This window comes from Pseudomonas sp. Xaverov 259, assembly GCF_019352915.1.
Classification (GTDB): domain Bacteria; phylum Pseudomonadota; class Gammaproteobacteria; order Pseudomonadales; family Pseudomonadaceae; genus Aquipseudomonas.
In genome coordinates this window covers 1,076,477-1,094,133 of record NZ_JAAAFV010000057.1, presented here as the reverse complement: position 1 = coordinate 1,094,133, position 17,657 = coordinate 1,076,477, and the positions used below count along the sequence as shown (strand labels likewise).

Sequence of the window (17,657 nt, the reverse complement as noted above, 5' to 3'; positions counted from 1 at the left end):
TGGATAAGCGCACCTAAGCCCGTTGTACAAGTGGGGTCAAAAGTCTGTGGGTAACTGGCCTGTGGATAACAACCCATTCCACCCACAGCTTATCCGACAGCGCAGCACAGGCAGAGCACCGTTTTCCCCCGTACTTGTCATTCTCTGTACAGCAGGTGGAATATGGCCTCAAGGCAGTTATCCACAGATGATCGCCTGCCTAGCTTTTATAAGCTTTACAGAAAAGCTTTAAATAACTTCCTTCTTTATTTTTATATCTATGGCATTGCTCGTGAAAGCCTGGCGTACAGAAAAGGACCGATTACCCATAGAAGATCTAATTGAAGGAAAAGCTGGTTGGAAATTGACCTAGAGGCTTGCTTTCTCTAGAATCGCCGGTCTCTTAAAACGGGGGCCATTCCGGCCCGTTGTGGACGAACCAGGTAACAACGCCATGAAACGTACTTTCCAACCAAGCACCATCAAACGCGCCCGTACTCACGGCTTCCGTGCTCGCATGGCTACCAAGAACGGCCGTGCTGTCCTGTCGCGTCGCCGCGCCAAAGGTCGTGCGCGTCTGGCAGTTTGATAATCCGGTACTGGTGGTGAGTCAGGACTTCAGTCGGGAAAAGCGTCTGCTAACCCCCCGGCATTTCAAGGCAGTCTTTGACTCCCCCACCGGCAAGGTTCCGGGGAAAAATCTCCTGCTCCTTGCGCGTAACAACGATCTGGATCACCCCCGTCTCGGGTTGGTGATCGGCAAGAAGAGCGTAAAGCTCTCCGTTGAGCGCAATCGCCTCAAGCGTCTGATGCGCGAATCGTTTCGCCTCCACCAGGACACTCTGGTTGGTTGGGATATTGTTATCGTCGCGCGCAAAGGCTTGGGGGATGTAGAAAACCCCGAATTGATTCAGCATTTCGGCAAGCTCTGGAAACGTTTGGCGCGTACCAACAAGCCAGCACCAGCAGTCAGCACCGAAACTGTAGGGGTAGACAGCACCAATGCGTAAACTGGCGCTCGTTCCGATCCAGTTTTACCGTTATGCCATTAGTCCTCTGATGGCAGACCACTGTCGTTTCTACCCCAGCTGTTCCTGCTACGCGTTAGAGGCCATAGAAAATCATGGTCTTCTGCGCGGTGGCTGGCTGGCCTTTCGTCGTTTAGGCCGCTGTCATCCGTGGAATCCCGGTGGTTTCGACCCGGTTCCACCTATCCCTACCTCCCGTTCTTCTTCGATGGCCGAGTAATCATGGATATTAAACGCACGATCCTGATCGTCGCCCTGGCAATCGTGTCCTACGTCATGGTTCTTAAGTGGAACCAAGACTACGGCCAGGCTGCCCTGCCGACTCAGAATGTTGCTACCAACCAGGCTGCGCCGGCTATTCCGGACACCCCGTTGGGTAACAATGCGTCCGCGAGTGCCGATGTTCCCAGCGCGAATGGCGAGACAAGCGCCCCTCTAGAAACGCCAGTGGTCACCAATAAAGACCTCATCCACGTGAAAACGGATGTGCTCGACCTGGCTATCGACCCACAAGGTGGTGATATCGCGCAGTTGAAACTGCCGCTGTATCCACGTCGCCAAGACCATCCGGATGTTCCGTTCCAACTGTTCGATAACGGTGGTGAACGTACTTATCTGGCGCAAAGCGGCCTGACCGGCACTGACGGTCCGGATGCTCGTGCTACCGGTCGTCCGGTTTATTCGACCGAACAGAAGACTTATCAACTGGCCGATGGCCAGAACCAGCTGAATGTCGACCTGAAATTCAGCCTCGACGGCGTCAACTACATCAAGCGTTTCAGCTTCACCCGTGGTCTGTACGACTTGAAGGTCACTTACCTGATCGACAACGAAAGCGCCAAACCATGGACCGGCAACCTGTTTGCCCAGCTCAAGCGTGACAACAGCGCCGACCCTTCTTCCAGCACCGCCACCGGCACCGCGACTTACCTGGGCGCCGCCCTGTGGACAAGTAGCGAGCCGTACAAAAAAGTGTCGATGAAAGATATCGACAAGGGCACGCTGAAAGAAACCGTCCAAGGCGGCTGGGTTGCCTGGTTGCAACACTACTTCGTGACCGCATGGATCCCGAACAAGGGTGACGCCAACCTGGTTCAAACCCGCAAAGACAGCCAAGGCAACTACATCATTGGTTTTACTGGCCCGGCGTTGACCGTCGCTCCAGGTGCCAAGGCTGAAACCAGCACTACCCTGTACGCCGGCCCGAAAAGCCAGGCTGTGCTCAAAGAGTTGTCCCCAGGTCTGGAACTGACTGTGGATTACGGCATTCTGTGGTTCATTGCCCAGCCTATTTTCTGGCTGCTGCAACATATCCACAGCATTGTGGGTAACTGGGGCTTCTCGATCATCTTCCTGACCATGCTGATCAAAGGGATCTTCTTCCCGTTGTCGGCAGCCAGCTACAAGTCGATGGCGCGTATGCGTGCCGTTGCGCCAAAACTGGCGGCTCTGAAAGAGCAACATGGTGACGACCGGCAGAAAATGTCGCAGGCCATGATGGAGCTGTACAAGAAAGAGAAGATCAACCCGCTGGGTGGTTGCTTGCCGATTCTGGTGCAGATGCCGGTATTCCTGTCGCTGTACTGGGTGCTCCTGGAAAGCGTCGAAATGCGCCAGGCACCGTTCATTCTGTGGATAACTGACCTGTCGATTAAAGACCCGTTCTTTATTCTGCCGATCATCATGGGCGCGACCATGTTTATCCAGCAGCGCCTGAACCCGACTCCGCCGGATCCGATGCAGGCCAAGGTGATGAAAATGATGCCAATCATCTTCACCTTCTTCTTCCTGTGGTTCCCAGCTGGTCTGGTGCTGTACTGGGTGGTCAACAACGTGTTGTCGATCTCTCAACAGTGGTACATCACACGTAAAATCGAAGCGGCTACCAAAAAAGCTGCGGCGTAATTTACTCTGTGGATAACCACTCAAGACGCCCCCTAGTGGGGCGTTTTGCTTTCTGTCACTTTTGTTCTGGAACCTGCTGATGAGCGCTCCTCGTGAAACCATCGCTGCTGTCGCTACCGCTCAAGGTCGCGGCGGTGTCGGTATCGTTAGAATTTCCGGGCCGCTGGCCAGCATGGCAGCCCAGGCCATCAGCGGCCGTGAGTTGAAACCCCGATATGCCCATTACGGGCCATTCCTGGATGCTGATGAAACGGTATTGGATGAGGGGTTGGCGCTGTATTTTCCCGGGCCTAACTCGTTCACCGGTGAAGACGTCCTGGAACTGCAGGGCCATGGCGGCCCGGTGGTACTGGATATGTTGCTGCAGCGTTGCCTGCAATTGGGCTGCCGTCTGGCGCGACCAGGCGAATTCAGCGAGCGGGCGTTCCTCAACGACAAACTCGACCTGGCCCAAGCCGAGGCGATTGCCGATTTGATCGAAGCCAGTTCTGCACAGGCGGCGCGCAATGCGCTGCGCTCGCTGCAGGGGGCTTTTTCCCTGCGTGTGCATAACTTGACCGAGCAGTTGATCAGTCTGCGTATCTACGTTGAGGCTGCGATTGACTTCCCAGAGGAAGAAATCGACTTCCTCGCTGATGGCCACGTCCTGGCGATGCTGGATAAAGTCCGTGATGAGTTATCCACCGTCCTACGCGAGGCCGGGCAGGGTGCTTTGTTGCGTGACGGCATGACAGTGGTGATCGCCGGGCGACCCAATGCTGGCAAGTCCAGCCTGCTCAATGCGTTAGCTGGCCGAGAAGCTGCGATCGTCACCGAGATTGCCGGCACCACCCGGGACATCTTGCGCGAACATATCCACATCGATGGTATGCCGCTGCACGTGGTTGACACCGCCGGCTTGCGCGATACCGACGACCAGGTGGAAAAGATCGGTGTGGAACGGGCGCTCAAGGCGATCAGTGAAGCGGACCGTGTATTGCTGGTGGTGGATGCCACTGCGCCAGAGGCTATGGATCCTTTTGCCCTGTGGCCGGAATTTCTCGAGCAGCGGCCAGACCCGGCCAAAGTTACCTTGATCCGTAACAAGGCCGACTTGACCGGCGAAGCCATTGCCATGCAGACCAGCGACGATGGCCACGTCACCATCAGCCTGAGCGCAAAGTCGGCTGGCGATGGGCTGGAATTGCTGCGCGACCACCTCAAGGCCTGCATGGGCTATGAGCAGACCTCCGAAAGCAGCTTCAGCGCACGCCGCAGGCACCTGGAGGCGCTGCGCCATGCCAGTGCGGCATTGGAACACGGTCGGGCTCAACTGACCTTGGCGGGGGCTGGCGAGCTGCTGGCTGAAGATTTGCGCCAGGCACAGCAGCTGCTTGGGGAAATCACCGGTGCGTTCAGCTCCGATGATTTGTTGGGACGGATCTTTTCCAGCTTCTGTATTGGTAAGTAGCCAAGTTATCCACAGCGCCTTACCAGTTGTAGGACACCGTGCCGAGCAAGGTACGGCTGTCACCCCAGTAGCAACGCCCGGCATCGTTGCAACCGGATACATATTCCTTGTCGAACAGGTTCTTGGCGTTCAGATCCACTGACCAGTGTGGGTTGATCTGATAACCCACGGCCGCATCCACCAACGTCACGCTTCCCGCATCCAACTTGCCGTATAGCGTAGGGGCGGTGTAGGAAAAGGTACTGTCGAAGTAACGCACACCACCGCCCAGGGACAAACCCTTGAGCTGGCCATCGAGGAAGCGGTACTTGCTCCATACCGACGCCTGGTTACGTGGAACCCCTGTCATTTGATGCCCTTCAACCAGTGACGTCGCAGAATCCTTGGTAATCCTTGCGTCGGTATAGGTGTAGGCGGCGGTGATATTCAGGTTAGTCGTGAGATTGCTGTTGATCTCGACTTCTGCACCTTTGGCGCGACTTTCACCGACTTGGCGATAGCTGTTGGTGGTGGCGTCCAGGTAGGTGTCGTCTTGCTTGCGCAGGTCATACACCGACAATGTCATCGCGGTGTCCCAGCCGATCGGCTCGTATTTAACCCCCACTTCGTATTGGCGGCTGGTAATCGGCTTTAACGGCGAACCGGCGTTGGAAATCTGCTGCACCGGGACGAAGGCGGTGGAGTAGCTGACATACGGGGTCAGCCCGTTGTCGAACTGGTACATCACCCCGCCTTGATAGGTGAATTTCTTGTCCTCAGAGCCGGTGTTGCTGGCCTTGTTTACCTTGTCGCGAAAATCACTGTTGACCCAGTCCTGGCGACCACCCAGCAGGAACAGCCAGTGGTCGTACTTGCTCTGCACCTGTGCATAAACCCCTTTCATCTGCTGCTCAAGCAAGGTGTTCTGTACCGCGATCGGCGTGAGTGGGTCGCGCAGATACACCGGGTTATACACATTGATAGTGCCGGCAAACCCTGCGTCCCAGTCCTGATTGAACGAGGTGCGGTCATAGCTGGCGCCGAACAACACAGTGTTTTGCAGGTCACCCAGTTGGAATTTACCTTCGAGTTGGTTATCCAGGGAATACACCATCGACTTGTTGTAACGGTCGTAGGCGGTCATGTTCAGCTGGGTGCCAAAGCCGCGATTATTCAAGGCACTCGGCCAGGTTTCATGGCGGTTGATGCGCGACTGCATGTAGCGCGAGTTCTGACGGAACTGCCAGTCGTCATTGAAGCTGTGGCTGAACTCGTAACCGGTGCTCCAGGCTTCGCGTTCAAAGGTGTTCCAATCCGGATCGCCAAGCATGGTGTGTTTGGACAGCTTGCCGTTGGGGTTACTGAGCAACGTGCCGGCGGCCGGTAGGCCGAGTTCCAGGTTGGTGTGGTCCTTCTGGTAGTTGGCCAGCAGCGTCAGGGTGTTGTAGTCGTCGAAGTTCAGGGTCAGGGATGGTGCGATATACAGGCGATCATCGGGTACATGGTCGGTCTGGGTGTCGGACTTGCGGCCCAGCATGACCACGCGGCCAAGCACATTGGCGTTGTCATTGAGCGGCCCGGAGATATCAACACCCAATTGGCGCCGATTGTTGGAGCCATAGCCCAATTGCACCTCGCCTTGCGGCGTGGCAGTCGGGTGTTTGCTGACCAGGTTCACCAAGCCACCCGGTGCGTTTTCGCCGTAGAGCAGGGATGAAGGACCGCGGAAAATTTCCACGCGCTCCAGGCCATAGGGCTCGCTGGTGGTGTCATACCGGTTACCTTGCACTCGTAGGCCGTCGCGCAACAGGCCGTAGCCATAATCCGTGGCGTTAAAGCCGCGAATGAAGAACAGATCACCGGCCAAGCCATCGCCGGCGGCAAAGGGTGGGGCGAAGATCCCCGGTACATAACCCAAGACTTCAGTCAGCGTCTGCGACTTCTGGTCCTTGATGCGCTGGCCGGTGACCACCGATACCGACCGGGGCGTTTCCGACAGCGGCGTACTGGTCTTGGTGCCGATACGGCTGTTTTGTGCCTTGTAGCCCACGTCACCGGCACTATCCTGGTTGAAACCCAGTTGTTGATACGTGCTGATGGTCGTGGGTGCCAACGTCAGTTGCCCGGCGGGCGCGGCTTGCAACACATAGCTGCCGGGCGCCTGCACCGTAGCCTGCAGCCCCGAGTTTTGCAGCAGCAGTGCAAAGCCCTGATCAACCGAATAATCACCTTCCAACCCTGGCGTGTTTAAACCTGCGGTTTGCTCAGGGGAAAACGACAGGATCACATTGGCCCTGGCAGCAAACTGGCTGAGGGCTGCGTCCAGCGGGCCGGCAGCGATGGTGAAGTACTGCGCCGTGCTGGCGGCCATGGCACCGGCTGGCAGCAATAAACCTGCGGTGGCGGCCGAGCACAGTAATAAACTGTAGGTCATGCCATGGTGAGAAAGGCGTTGGCGTAGTTTGGTAGGAAGGCGCATAGGTGGTGAAGCCCTGTAGGTAGCGTCGTGATTACCTGTAGGGCCGGGCCAGGTAAAAAAAAGATAACCCCCCTGTGGGTTATTTTTTGCTTTCAGCCCAGATGCGTGACCGCGACCCAATAGCGGCTGAAATATTTCACCTGTATCGGCAGCGTGGCTTGCAGGTTAGCGAGTACCGCGTCGGTGGAGTCCAGGCGGAACGTCCCGGAGACTCGCAAGCGTGCCGAAGCCGAATCGCATCGCAGAACGCCGGGGCGGTAGCGCGCAAGGTCGGCAAGCAGATCCCCAAGGCGAGCGTCGAGAACGATGACCTGACCCTCGACCCACGCCGCTTGCGTGCGGCGATAGAGATGACTGGGCTGCACATTTTCCCGGTCGAAGTCAGCACTTTCGCCGGCATTGAGCAATCGCTTGTGATCCGGCATGTCGGCAGGCGAAAGGCTCACTTGGTCTTCCAACACTCCCACCCGAGTTGAGCCCGTTAGTTGACGCACGGTAAACCGAGTCCCCAGTGCCTGGACGCGGCCTTCGTGAGTTTCGACGTAAAAAGGCGTTTGCCCACCCAGTTTGCCGGTGTGGATAAGTACCTCACCGTCGCGCAGGCGGATCAGACGCTGGCGTTGATCAAACACCACATCAATTGCGGTGCTGGTGTTCAGATCAATCTGAGTACCGTCAGCCAACTCGATGCGCCGGCGTTCACCGACGCGTGTTCGATAATCCGCCCAGAAATTGCCCACGGCCGTGTGTTGTTGGACATTGAAGCCCAGATAGCCGGTGGCGCCCAATACCAACATCCACTTGAGCACCTGGCGCCGTTGTTGCGTAGCCGATAAAGCGCGACGCGTGAAATCCTGGGGCAGGGCGCCGAGGCTACGCTGTAATTGCTCCAACTGGTTCCATGCCACTTGGTGAGAGGGGTCGCCGTTGAGCCATTGCTGCCAGGCATGCCGTTCGGCCGCCGTTGGCACCTGCGCTTGAAACTGCACATACCAGCTGGCAGCCGCCTCGAAAACCTTGCGATCCGGCGCGGGCATTACAGGGTCGCCATGATCAATGAGCATTCGGTGAGCGCACGGATCATGTGTTTCTTGACCGTCGTCAGCGATACCTGCAACTGCTGGGCGATCTGTTGATAAGTCAGACCTTCAATCTGCGACAGCATGAAAATATGGCGTGTGCGCCGCCCCAAATCCGACAGGGCTTTATCCACAGCCACCAGGGTTTCGATGATGATTGCCTTGTCTTCTTCACTGATGGCAGTGGCTTCAGAACGCTCGGCCAACGACTGTTTATAAGCCTGTTCAATGGCGGATCGACGATAGCGGTCAATCACCAAACCCCTGGCGATTGTGGCCAAGTAATCACGCGGTTCAAGGATTTGCCCTGCATGGCGACCGCCCAGGATACGCACGAAGGTGTCATGTGCCACATCGGCTGCATCGCAAGCGTTGTGCAACTTGCCTTTAAGCCACCCGTGCAGCCATGAATGGTGCTGCTCATAGATGTGCTGGACGGCAGCCGTGTGTGAAGGAAAGGGCATAGGGCGCGACAGGACAGGTTAATGATAATCGCTATTATTAACTGCGCCGCCGAATTCTCACAATAGCTCTGCTTTTTTTTAGATCCATACACCGAATCGAAAGCTTTGGTGGCCTTGCCATGCCCTCAAGGAGGGAATTCTGTGGATTAAGCCCTGTGAATAACCGCACCTGTGCCCAGTTGATAACAGGGCCTGAAACCTGAGTAAAAACCCCTCTGTGGATAACCACCTCTTTAATCCACAGGCTTAAAGCACTTATCCAAGGGCCTCATTGGCACATGACCACAGACTTTTGAATCTCTGTACATAAAGTAAATTAAGGCCTGTAGAGATCTATCCACAGAAAACAGGCTCAGTAGAAATAAACATAAAAACAAAGATCTTATAAATTTCTTCTTTTTTAATTTCTATTGTCTGTGATTCATCCACAGCTGGTTAAATTTTGTGCAAAGGGTTCTTTAGGAAGGGCTAAGTCCCTATACTTGCCGCCAAAGCTCTAAAACTCTTTCAACAAACAATTCCTGATTACCTACATAAGCAGGCACGAGGTGCGTGGTGGATTTCCCTTCCCGTTTTGAAGTGATCGTCATCGGCGGCGGTCATGCCGGTACCGAGGCAGCACTGGCGTCAGCACGCATGGGGGTTAAAACCCTGTTGCTGACGCATAACGTGGAAACCCTCGGCGCCATGAGTTGCAACCCCGCCATTGGCGGGATCGGCAAAAGCCATCTGGTTAAAGAAATTGATGCCCTTGGCGGTGTCATGGCCATGGCTACTGACAAAGGTGGTATTCAATTTCGCGTGCTCAACAGCCGCAAAGGCCCGGCCGTACGCGCTACTCGGGCACAGGCCGACCGCATCCTGTACAAGGCTGCGGTGCGTGAAACCCTGGAAAACCAGCCGAACCTGTGGATATTTCAACAAGCTGCCGATGACCTGATCGTCGAACAGGACGTGGTGAAGGGCGTTGTCACCCAGATGGGCCTGCGTTTCTTCGCAGAATCCGTGGTGTTGACCACCGGTACATTCCTGGGCGGACTTATCCACATCGGTATGCAGAACTATTCCGGCGGTCGCGCCGGTGATCCGCCGTCGATTGCCCTGGCAAAACGCCTGCGTGAATTGCCGCTGCGTGTCGGTCGCCTCAAAACCGGAACCCCGCCACGTATCGACGGGCGTTCTGTGGATTTCTCGGTGATGACCGAACAAGCCGGTGACACACCGATCCCGGTCATGTCGTTCATGGGCAACAAAGAACAGCACCCGAAACAGGTGAGCTGCTGGATTACCCACACCAACGCCCGCACCCACGAAATCATTGCCGCGAACCTCGACCGTTCGCCGATGTATTCAGGGGTGATCGAAGGTATCGGCCCGCGTTATTGCCCGTCGATCGAAGACAAGATCCATCGCTTTGCCGACAAGGAAAGCCACCAGGTCTTCATCGAGCCGGAAGGCTTGACCACCCATGAGTTGTACCCGAACGGGATTTCCACATCCTTGCCGTTCGACGTGCAAATTCAGATCGTGCAGTCGATTCGCGGTATGGAAAACGCGCACATCGTGCGTCCGGGCTACGCCATCGAGTACGACTACTTCGACCCGCGTGACCTGAAGTACAGCCTCGAAACCAAAGTCATCGCCGGTCTGTTTTTCGCCGGCCAAATCAATGGCACCACCGGTTACGAAGAAGCCGGCGCCCAAGGTTTGCTGGCCGGGACCAACGCTGCATTGCGCGCGCAGGGCAAAGACAGCTGGTGCCCGCGTCGCGATGAAGCGTACATCGGCGTATTGGTCGATGACCTGATTACCCTGGGCACCCAGGAACCGTACCGGATGTTCACTTCCCGGGCGGAATACCGTTTGATCCTGCGCGAAGACAACGCCGACCTGCGCCTGACCGAAAAAGGTCGCGAACTGGGCCTGGTCGATGACGCGCGTTGGGCAGCCTTCTGCAAAAAACGCGAAAGCATCACGCTCGAAGAACAACGCCTGAAAAGTACCTGGGTTCGCCCCGGCACCGAGCAGGGCGACGCGATTGCGGAAAAATTCGGCACGCCGCTGACCCACGAATACAACCTGCTGAACCTGCTGTCGCGTCCGGAAATCGACTACGCTGGTCTGGTCGAAGTGACAGGGCAGGGCGCAGAAGACCCACAGGTTGCCGAGCAGGTCGAGATCAAGACCAAATATGCCGGTTACATTGACCGCCAACAGGACGAGATCGCTCGCCTGCGCGCCAGTGAAAACACCAAGCTGCCTGTGGATATCGATTACACCGGGATTTCCGGGTTGTCGAAAGAAATCCAAAGCAAGCTGGGGATAACTCGGCCGGAGACGCTGGGCCAGGCTTCGCGTATTCCCGGCGTCACACCAGCAGCCATTTCGCTGTTGATGATTCATTTGAAAAAACGCGGCGCGGGCCGTCAGTTGGAGCAAAGCGCTTGAGTTCGTTGGTCACCTCGCAACACGCCGAAGAGTTATCCACAGGTGCACGCCAGCTGGGCGTGGACCTGACCGCAGCCCAGCACGAATTGCTGCTGGGCTATCTGGCCCTGTTGATCAAGTGGAACAAGGCTTACAACCTGACTGCGGTGCGTAACCCTGACGAAATGGTTTCGCGGCATTTGCTCGATAGCTTGAGCGTGATGCCGTTTATCGAAAATGGCCGTTGGCTTGACGTGGGCAGTGGCGGTGGAATGCCTGGCATTCCGCTGGCAATCCTGTTTCCCGAGTCGCAAGTGACGTGCCTGGACAGCAACGGCAAGAAAACCCGCTTCCTGACCCAGGTCAAACTCGAGCTCAAACTGGACAACCTGCAAGTTATCCACAGTCGCGTAGAAGAGTTCACACCTGAACTGCCCTTCAACGGAATTGTTTCCCGGGCCTTCAGCAGTATGGAGAACTTCAGCAGCTGGACGCGCCACTTGGGCGACCGCGATACCCGCTGGCTGGCAATGAAGGGCGTTCATCCAAGCGACGAGCTGTTAGCATTGCCGACAGACTTCCACCTCGATAGCGAACACGCCTTGGCCGTACCCGGTTGCCAAGGCCAACGCCATCTGCTGATACTGCGCCGCACGGCATGATTGGGAACACAAGCAAGAATGGCTAAGGTATTCGCGATAGCGAACCAGAAAGGTGGCGTGGGCAAAACCACCACCTGCATCAACCTCGCAGCATCCCTGGTCGCCACCAAGCGTCGGGTGCTGTTGATTGATCTTGATCCACAGGGCAACGCCACCATGGGTAGCGGTGTGGATAAACACGGCCTGGAAAATTCAGTCTACGACTTGCTGATTGGCGAGTGTGACCTGGCCCAGGCCATGCACTACTCCGAGCACGGTGGTTACCAACTGCTGCCGGCGAACCGCGATTTGACCGCGGCGGAAGTGGTGCTGCTCGAAATGCAGATGAAAGAAAGCCGTCTGCGCAGCGCCTTGGCGCCGATCCGCGAGAACTACGATTACATTTTGATCGACTGCCCACCGTCGCTGTCGATGCTGACGCTCAACGCGTTGGTGGCCGCCGATGGGGTGATTATCCCCATGCAGTGCGAGTACTTCGCGCTGGAAGGTCTGAGTGACCTTGTGGATAACATCAAGCGTATTGCCGAGTTGCTCAACCCGAACCTGCAAATCGAAGGCCTGCTGCGGACCATGTATGACCCGCGCCTTAGCCTGATGAACGATGTGTCGGCGCAGCTCAAGGAACACTTCGGTGATCAGCTCTACGATACGGTGATCCCACGCAACATCCGCCTGGCCGAAGCGCCAAGCTACGGCATGCCCGCGCTGGCGTACGACAAATCATCGCGTGGTGCCATTGCCTACCTGGCACTGGCCGGCGAGATGGTTCGCCGTCAACGCCGCAACTCACGCACCGCTGCAGCCCAGCCAACTTAAGGAATCCCCATGGCCGTCAAGAAACGAGGTCTCGGACGTGGACTGGATGCACTGCTGAGTGGTCCGACTGTCACTTCGCTTGAAGAACAAGCGGTGCAGGCCGACGAGCGCGAGCTGCAACACCTGCCGTTGGACCTGATCCAGCGTGGCAAATACCAGCCACGCCGCGATATGGACCCTCAGGCGCTGGAAGAACTGGCAAACTCGATCAAGGCCCAGGGCGTGATGCAGCCGATTGTGGTGCGCCCGATCGGCGGCGGTCGTTTTGAAATCATCGCCGGCGAACGCCGCTGGCGCGCGAGCCAGCAGGCCGGCAAGGAAACCATCCCGGCAATGGTGCGCGATGTACCGGATGAAACCGCCATCGCCATGGCGTTGATCGAAAACATCCAGCGTGAAGACCTCAACCCGATCGAAGAAGCGATTGCGTTGCAGCGTTTGCAGCAGGAATTCCAGCTGACCCAGCAACAAGTGGCCGACGCGGTGGGTAAATCCCGCGTCACCGTGTCCAACTTGCTGCGTCTGATCGCGTTGCCGGAAGTCATCAAGACCATGTTGTCCCACGGTGACCTGGAAATGGGCCACGCCCGTGCTTTGCTCGGTTTGCCGGAAAATCAACAGGTTGAAGGGGCGCGACACGTTGTCGCACGGGGGCTTACGGTGCGTCAGACGGAGGCGCTGGTTCGCCAGTGGCTGAGCGGCAAACCTGCACCGGTCGAAACCGCCAAACCTGATCCGGATATCGCACGCCTCGAGCAGCGCCTGGCCGAGCGGCTGGGCTCTGCGGTACAAATTCGTCACGGCAAGAAGGGCAAAGGGCAATTGGTCATCGGATATAACTCGCTTGACGAGCTTCAGGGCGTCCTTGCCCACATCCGCTGAAACATTTGCTTATGTAGCGCGCGATCGGAAAACACTACCCGACAGTTGAATAGGGGCTGAACCGCCCCTATACTCTGCGCGCATTTTGTCGGCACAAATTATGCCAAGTTATTGATTCTCGGCAGCCGACCATTGAGGAGCAAGAGTGATGGAAACCCGCACGCCAAACACGTTGCCGTTCCATCGCTTGGCTGTTTTCCCGGTTTTATTGGCTCAATTTGTCATTTTATTAATCGCCGCGTTGGCGCTTTGGTACTGGCATGGAGTCGTAGCCGGATATTCAGGACTCTGCGGAGGCCTGATAGCCTTGCTGCCCAATATGTATTTTGCTCACAGGGCCTTTCGGTTTTCCGGCGCCCGAGCAGCCCAGGCTATCGTCCGGTCATTTTATGCCGGCGAGGCGGGGAAACTGATTTTGACGGCAGTGCTGTTTGCACTGACCTTTGCAGGTGTGAAGCCATTGGCGCCGCTGGCTGTATTCGGCGTCTTCGTGTTGACCCAACTGGTCAGCTGGTTCGCTCCCCTGCTAATGAAAACAAGACTTTCGAAACCTTAGGGCGTTTGAGGCAACCATGGCAGAAACAACCGCTTCGGGCTATATCCAGCACCACTTGCAGAACCTGACCTTCGGTCAGCTTCCCAACGGCGGCTGGGGCTTCGCCCACACCGCAGCAGAAGCCAAAGAAATGGGTTTCTGGGCTTTCCACCTGGATACTCTGGGCTGGTCGGTCGCACTGGGTCTGATCTTCGTCCTGATTTTCCGCATGGCGGCAAAAAAGGCGACTTCCGGTCAGCCAGGTGCTTTGCAGAACTTCGTTGAAGTATTGGTCGAATTCGTCGATGGCAGCGTGAAAGACAGCTTCCATGGCCGTAGCCCGGTGATCGCACCGCTGGCACTGACCATCTTCGTCTGGGTGTTCCTGATGAACGCCGTCGACCTGATCCCGGTCGACTGGATTCCTCAGCTCGCCATGGCGATCAGCGGCGACCCGCACATTCCATTCCGTGCCGTATCGACCACTGACCCTAACGCTACCCTGGGCATGGCCCTGTCGGTATTCGCGTTGATCATTTTCTACAGCATCAAGATCAAGGGCATCGGCGGCTTCATCGGTGAACTGACCCTGCACCCGTTCGGCAGCAAGAACATTTTCGTTCAAGCGCTGCTGATCCCGGTGAACTTCCTGCTGGAATTCGTCACCCTGATCGCCAAGCCGATCTCCCTGGCTCTGCGACTGTTCGGCAACATGTATGCCGGCGAGCTGGTGTTCATTCTGATCGCTGTGATGTTCGGCAGTGGTCTGCTCTGGCTTAGCGGCCTGGGCATTGTTCTGCAGTGGGCGTGGGCTGTGTTCCACATCCTGATCATCACCCTGCAGGCCTTCATCTTCATGATGCTGACCATCGTCTACCTGTCGATGGCGCACGAAGAGAACCATTAAGACCAGTCTCGACTAGTCTGATGTCCTTCCCGGTGAAACGGGAAGGTGGCCCACCAGGGCTATGAAACGATTTGTTTTACCGCTTTAAAATCTAAAAAACCTAAACCATACGACGTAAAAGTCGGGAGGAAAGATGGAAACTGTAGTTGGTCTAACCGCTATCGCTGTTGCACTGTTGATCGGCCTGGGCGCCCTGGGTACTGCCATTGGTTTCGGCCTGCTGGGCGGCAAGTTCCTGGAAGGCGCAGCGCGTCAGCCAGAAATGGTTCCAATGCTGCAAGTTAAAATGTTCATCGTTGCCGGTCTGCTCGACGCCGTGACCATGATCGGTGTTGGTATCGCTCTGTTCTTCACCTTCGCGAACCCCTTCGTTGGTCAACTCGCCGGTTAATCACTCGTTTTTTCGAGTGATTGGTGTGTTGTGCAACGAACGAGCGAGGTATTGGCGTGAACATTAATGCAACCATTATTGGTCAGTCCTTAGCGTTCTTGATTTTTGTCGTTTTCTGCATGAAGTTCGTATGGCCTCCGGTCATCGCAGCTTTGCACGAACGTCAGAAGAAGATCGCGGATGGACTGGACGCTGCCACCCGTGCAGCTCGCGACCTGGAGTTGGCCCAAGAGAAAGCGGGCCATCAACTGCGCGATGCTAAGGCACAGGCAGCTGAAATCATTGAGCAAGCCAAGAAACGCGGTAATCAGATTGTTGAAGAGGCTGTTGAAAAAGCCCGTATCGACGCTGACCGTGTGAAGGTTCAGGCTCAGGCCGAGATCGAGCAGGAATTGAACGGTGTCAAAGATGCGCTGCGTGCCCAACTGGGTGCTCTGGCCGTCGGCGGTGCTGAGAAGATCCTGGGTGCCACAATCGATCAAAACGCGCACGCGGAGCTGGTTAACAAACTGGCTGCTGAAATCTAAGCGAGGGCGATCATGGCAGAATTGACCACGTTGGCCCGACCTTACGCTAAGGCAGCCTTCGAGCACGCCCAGGCCCACCAGCAGCTGGCCTCTTGGTCAGCCATGCTCGGCCTGGCTGCAGCAGTGTCGCAAGACGACACCATGCAGCGCGTGCTCAAGGCCCCGCGACTGACGAGCGCAGACAAGGCCGCCACTTTTATTGAAGTGTGCGGCGACAAGTTTGATGTGAAGGTACAGAACTTCATTCACGTCGTTGCCGAGAACGACCGTCTCCCGCTTTTGCCGGAGATCGCCGCTCTGTTCGACCTGTACAAGGCCGAAGAAGAGAAATCGGTAGACGTTGAAGTGACCAGTGCTTTTGCATTGAACCAAGAACAGCAAGACAAACTCGCCAAGGTTCTCAGTGCACGACTCAATCGGGAAGTGCGCCTGCAAGCTTCGGAGGACGCATCCCTGATTGGTGGTGTTGTTATCCGTGCCGGCGACCTGGTTATCGATGGCTCGATTCGCGGCAAAATCGCGAAACTTGCCGAAGCATTGAAATCTTGAGTTTGAAGGGGCAGCAGAGCAATGCAGCAACTCAATCCTTCCGAAATAAGTGAAATTATCAAGGGCCGCATCGACAAGCTCGATGTGACCTCCCAAGCCCGTAACGAAGGCACTGTCGTCAGCGTATCTGACGGCATCGTGCGGATTCACGGTCTGGCCGACGTAATGTACGGCGAGATGATCGAGTTTCCGGGCGGCGTCTACGGTATGGCCCTCAACCTGGAGCAAGACTCCGTAGGTGCCGTTGTATTGGGCGCTTACCAGTCTCTTGCCGAAGGCATGAGCGCCAAGTGCACAGGCCGCATCCTGGAAGTTCCGGTTGGTAAGGAACTGCTGGGTCGCGTAGTCGACGCACTGGGTAACCCTGTTGACGGTAAAGGTCCACTGGGCAACACCGAGACCGACGCGGTCGAGAAAGTTGCTCCAGGCGTGATCTGGCGTAAGTCGGTAGACCAGCCTGTACAGACTGGCTACAAGGCTGTCGACGCCATGATCCCAGTCGGCCGTGGCCAGCGTGAGCTGATCATCGGTGACCGTCAGATCGGTAAAACCGCTCTGGCGATCGACGCGATCATCAACCAGAAAGACAGCGGCATTTTCTGCGTCTACGTAGCCATTGGTCAGAAGCAATCGACCATCGCCAACGTGGTTCGCAAGCTGGAAGAAAAAGGCGCCCTGGCCAACACGATCATCGTGGCTGCCAGTGCTTCGGAATCTCCTGCGCTGCAGTTCCTGGCACCGTACTCCGGTTGCACCATGGGTGAATTCTTCCGCGACCGCGGTGAAGACGCGCTGATCGTTTATGACGATCTGTCCAAGCAAGCAGTGGCTTACCGCCAGATTTCCCTGCTGCTGCGCCGTCCACCAGGCCGTGAAGCTTACCCAGGCGACGTGTTCTATCTCCACTCCCGTCTGCTGGAGCGCGCATCCCGCGTTTCGGAAGAATACGTAGAGAAGTTCACCAACGGCGCAGTAACCGGCAAAACCGGTTCCCTGACCGCACTGCCGATCATCGAAACCCAGGCTGGCGACGTTTCCGCGTTCGTTCCGACTAACGTGATTTCCATCACCGACGGTCAGATCTTCCTGGAATCGGCCATGTTCAACTCCGGGATCCGTCCTGCTGTGAACGCCGGTGTTTCGGTATCCCGTGTGGGTGGTGCCGCTCAGACCAAGATCATCAAGAAGCTCTCCGGTGGTATCCGTACCGCTCTGGCTCAGTACCGTGAACTGGCGGCATTCGCCCAGTTCGCTTCTGACCTGGACGAAGCGACCCGTAAGCAACTTGAGCATGGTCAGCGCGTTACCGAGCTGATGAAGCAGAAGCAATACGCCCCAATGTCGATCGCTGACATGGCGTTGTCGCTGTATGCCGCTGAGCGTGGGTTCCTGACTGACGTCGAAATCACCAAGGTCGGCAGCTTTGAACAAGCGCTGATTGCTTACTTCAACCGCGATCACGCCGACTTGTTGGCCAAGATCAACGTGAAGGGTGACTTCAATGACGAAATCGACGCTGGCATGAAAGCCGGTATCGAGAAGTTCAAGGCCACCCAAACCTGGTAAGCCGCAGCGGGGGCCGCAAGGCTCCCGCTTGC

At 56.5% G+C, this 17,657-nt stretch carries 18 protein-coding genes; 15 read left to right on the top strand and 3 right to left on the bottom strand.

All coding sequences use genetic code 11. The features are described from left to right. Positions 1-433: 433 nt before the first annotated feature. The 5 genes from rpmH to mnmE all read left to right on the top strand — a co-directional run bounded on the left by rpmH (position 434) and on the right by mnmE (position 4,362). A complete protein-coding gene (gene rpmH / locus K0H48_RS27820; protein WP_003213577.1) occupies positions 434-568 on the top strand; it encodes a 50S ribosomal protein L34 in 135 nt (44 codons plus the stop codon). A gap of 16 nt (positions 569-584) precedes the next feature. Then, on the top strand, positions 585-989 hold the full coding sequence (gene rnpA, locus K0H48_RS27815) for a ribonuclease P protein component (RefSeq protein WP_026013533.1): 405 nt from the start codon (positions 585-587) through the stop codon (positions 987-989). After that, complete coding sequence (gene yidD, locus K0H48_RS27810) at positions 982-1,227, top strand: membrane protein insertion efficiency factor YidD (RefSeq protein ID WP_073636650.1); 246 nt, start codon at positions 982-984, stop codon at positions 1,225-1,227. The genes rnpA and yidD overlap by 8 nt, the downstream gene beginning before the upstream one ends. A gap of 2 nt (positions 1,228-1,229) precedes the next feature. Continuing rightward, on the top strand, positions 1,230-2,912 hold the full coding sequence (gene yidC, locus K0H48_RS27805; protein WP_138813200.1) for a membrane protein insertase YidC: 1,683 nt from the start codon (positions 1,230-1,232) through the stop codon (positions 2,910-2,912). Positions 2,913-2,991: 79 nt separating this feature from the next. Beyond that, entirely contained in the window at positions 2,992-4,362 is a 1,371-nt protein-coding gene (gene mnmE, locus K0H48_RS27800; protein WP_219337510.1) for a tRNA uridine-5-carboxymethylaminomethyl(34) synthesis GTPase MnmE, read from the top strand. A gap of 19 nt (positions 4,363-4,381) precedes the next feature. Here mnmE and K0H48_RS27795 read toward each other — a convergent pair whose 3' ends face one another. The 3 genes from K0H48_RS27795 to K0H48_RS27785 all read right to left on the bottom strand — a co-directional run bounded on the left by K0H48_RS27795 (position 4,382) and on the right by K0H48_RS27785 (position 8,363). After that, on the bottom strand, positions 4,382-6,820 hold the full coding sequence (locus K0H48_RS27795) for a TonB-dependent siderophore receptor (RefSeq protein ID WP_219337509.1): 2,439 nt from the start codon (positions 6,818-6,820) through the stop codon (positions 4,382-4,384). A 92-nt stretch (positions 6,821-6,912) separates the two neighbouring features. Then, the gene (locus K0H48_RS27790; protein WP_219337508.1) at positions 6,913-7,857 is read right to left on the bottom strand and encodes a FecR domain-containing protein; all 945 of its coding nucleotides are present in this window, start codon (positions 7,855-7,857) and stop codon (positions 6,913-6,915) included. Further along, complete coding sequence (locus tag K0H48_RS27785; RefSeq protein WP_219337507.1) at positions 7,857-8,363, bottom strand: sigma-70 family RNA polymerase sigma factor; 507 nt, start codon at positions 8,361-8,363, stop codon at positions 7,857-7,859. Before K0H48_RS27785 ends, K0H48_RS27790 begins: the two co-directional genes overlap by 1 nt. Before the next feature lie 555 nt (positions 8,364-8,918). Here K0H48_RS27785 and mnmG point away from each other — a divergent pair. From mnmG to atpA, 10 genes are all read left to right on the top strand, one after another. Beyond that, positions 8,919-10,811 carry a tRNA uridine-5-carboxymethylaminomethyl(34) synthesis enzyme MnmG gene (gene mnmG / locus K0H48_RS27780; RefSeq protein ID WP_058420583.1) on the top strand — a complete coding sequence of 631 codons (1,893 nt, stop codon included), beginning with the start codon at positions 8,919-8,921 and terminating at the stop codon, positions 10,809-10,811. After that, positions 10,808-11,452, top strand: coding sequence for a 16S rRNA (guanine(527)-N(7))-methyltransferase RsmG (gene rsmG / locus K0H48_RS27775; protein WP_219337506.1), 645 nt, complete (start codon positions 10,808-10,810; stop codon positions 11,450-11,452). The genes mnmG and rsmG overlap by 4 nt, the downstream gene beginning before the upstream one ends. An 18-nt stretch (positions 11,453-11,470) precedes the next feature. Beyond that, positions 11,471-12,268 (top strand): ParA family protein, encoded by a 798-nt coding sequence (locus K0H48_RS27770; RefSeq protein ID WP_017477894.1) that lies wholly within the window; start codon positions 11,471-11,473, stop codon positions 12,266-12,268. 9 nt (positions 12,269-12,277) lie between these two features. Further along, positions 12,278-13,150, top strand: a complete 873-nt coding sequence (locus K0H48_RS27765; protein WP_056860943.1) for a ParB/RepB/Spo0J family partition protein — start codon at positions 12,278-12,280, stop codon at positions 13,148-13,150. Between the two features lie 148 nt (positions 13,151-13,298). Next, a complete protein-coding gene (locus K0H48_RS27760) occupies positions 13,299-13,706 on the top strand; it encodes a F0F1 ATP synthase subunit I (protein ID WP_010565865.1) in 408 nt (135 codons plus the stop codon). A 16-nt stretch (positions 13,707-13,722) separates the two neighbouring features. Further along, positions 13,723-14,592 (top strand): F0F1 ATP synthase subunit A, encoded by an 870-nt coding sequence (atpB, locus tag K0H48_RS27755; protein ID WP_017135123.1) that lies wholly within the window; start codon positions 13,723-13,725, stop codon positions 14,590-14,592. Between the two features lie 133 nt (positions 14,593-14,725). Next, the gene (atpE, locus tag K0H48_RS27750; RefSeq protein ID WP_002555987.1) at positions 14,726-14,983 is read left to right on the top strand and encodes a F0F1 ATP synthase subunit C; all 258 of its coding nucleotides are present in this window, start codon (positions 14,726-14,728) and stop codon (positions 14,981-14,983) included. Positions 14,984-15,039: 56 nt separating this feature from the next. Continuing rightward, positions 15,040-15,510, top strand: a complete 471-nt coding sequence (locus K0H48_RS27745; protein ID WP_083355998.1) for a F0F1 ATP synthase subunit B — start codon at positions 15,040-15,042, stop codon at positions 15,508-15,510. 12 nt (positions 15,511-15,522) lie between these two features. Further along, positions 15,523-16,059 carry a F0F1 ATP synthase subunit delta gene (locus K0H48_RS27740; protein ID WP_017135121.1) on the top strand — a complete coding sequence of 179 codons (537 nt, stop codon included), beginning with the start codon at positions 15,523-15,525 and terminating at the stop codon, positions 16,057-16,059. A 21-nt stretch (positions 16,060-16,080) separates the two neighbouring features. Beyond that, positions 16,081-17,625: a F0F1 ATP synthase subunit alpha gene (gene atpA / locus K0H48_RS27735; protein ID WP_219337505.1), complete on the top strand. Its 1,545-nt coding sequence runs from the start codon at positions 16,081-16,083 to the stop codon at positions 17,623-17,625. The last annotated feature ends 32 nt before the right edge of the window (positions 17,626-17,657 follow it).

Bases quoted from the DNA above. Each gene is read 5' to 3' on its own strand.
- rpmH (WP_003213577.1), top strand. From the start codon at position 434: ATGAAACGTACTTTCCAACCAAGCACCATCAAACGCGCCCGTACTCAC.
- atpA (WP_219337505.1), top strand. From the start codon at position 16,081: ATGCAGCAACTCAATCCTTCCGAAATAAGTGAAATTATCAAGGGCCGC.
- K0H48_RS27785 (WP_219337507.1), bottom strand. From the start codon at position 8,363: ATGCCCTTTCCTTCACACACGGCTGCCGTCCAGCACATCTATGAGCAG.
- yidD (WP_073636650.1), top strand. From the start codon at position 982: ATGCGTAAACTGGCGCTCGTTCCGATCCAGTTTTACCGTTATGCCATT.
- K0H48_RS27790 (WP_219337508.1), bottom strand. From the start codon at position 7,857: ATGCCCGCGCCGGATCGCAAGGTTTTCGAGGCGGCTGCCAGCTGGTAT.
- yidC (WP_138813200.1), top strand. From the start codon at position 1,230: ATGGATATTAAACGCACGATCCTGATCGTCGCCCTGGCAATCGTGTCC.
- atpB (WP_017135123.1), top strand. From the start codon at position 13,723: ATGGCAGAAACAACCGCTTCGGGCTATATCCAGCACCACTTGCAGAAC.
- mnmE (WP_219337510.1), top strand. From the start codon at position 2,992: ATGAGCGCTCCTCGTGAAACCATCGCTGCTGTCGCTACCGCTCAAGGT.
- K0H48_RS27760 (WP_010565865.1), top strand. From the start codon at position 13,299: ATGGAAACCCGCACGCCAAACACGTTGCCGTTCCATCGCTTGGCTGTT.
- atpE (WP_002555987.1), top strand. From the start codon at position 14,726: ATGGAAACTGTAGTTGGTCTAACCGCTATCGCTGTTGCACTGTTGATC.
- K0H48_RS27765 (WP_056860943.1), top strand. From the start codon at position 12,278: ATGGCCGTCAAGAAACGAGGTCTCGGACGTGGACTGGATGCACTGCTG.
- K0H48_RS27740 (WP_017135121.1), top strand. From the start codon at position 15,523: ATGGCAGAATTGACCACGTTGGCCCGACCTTACGCTAAGGCAGCCTTC.
- K0H48_RS27770 (WP_017477894.1), top strand. From the start codon at position 11,471: ATGGCTAAGGTATTCGCGATAGCGAACCAGAAAGGTGGCGTGGGCAAA.
- K0H48_RS27795 (WP_219337509.1), bottom strand. From the start codon at position 6,820: ATGCGCCTTCCTACCAAACTACGCCAACGCCTTTCTCACCATGGCATG.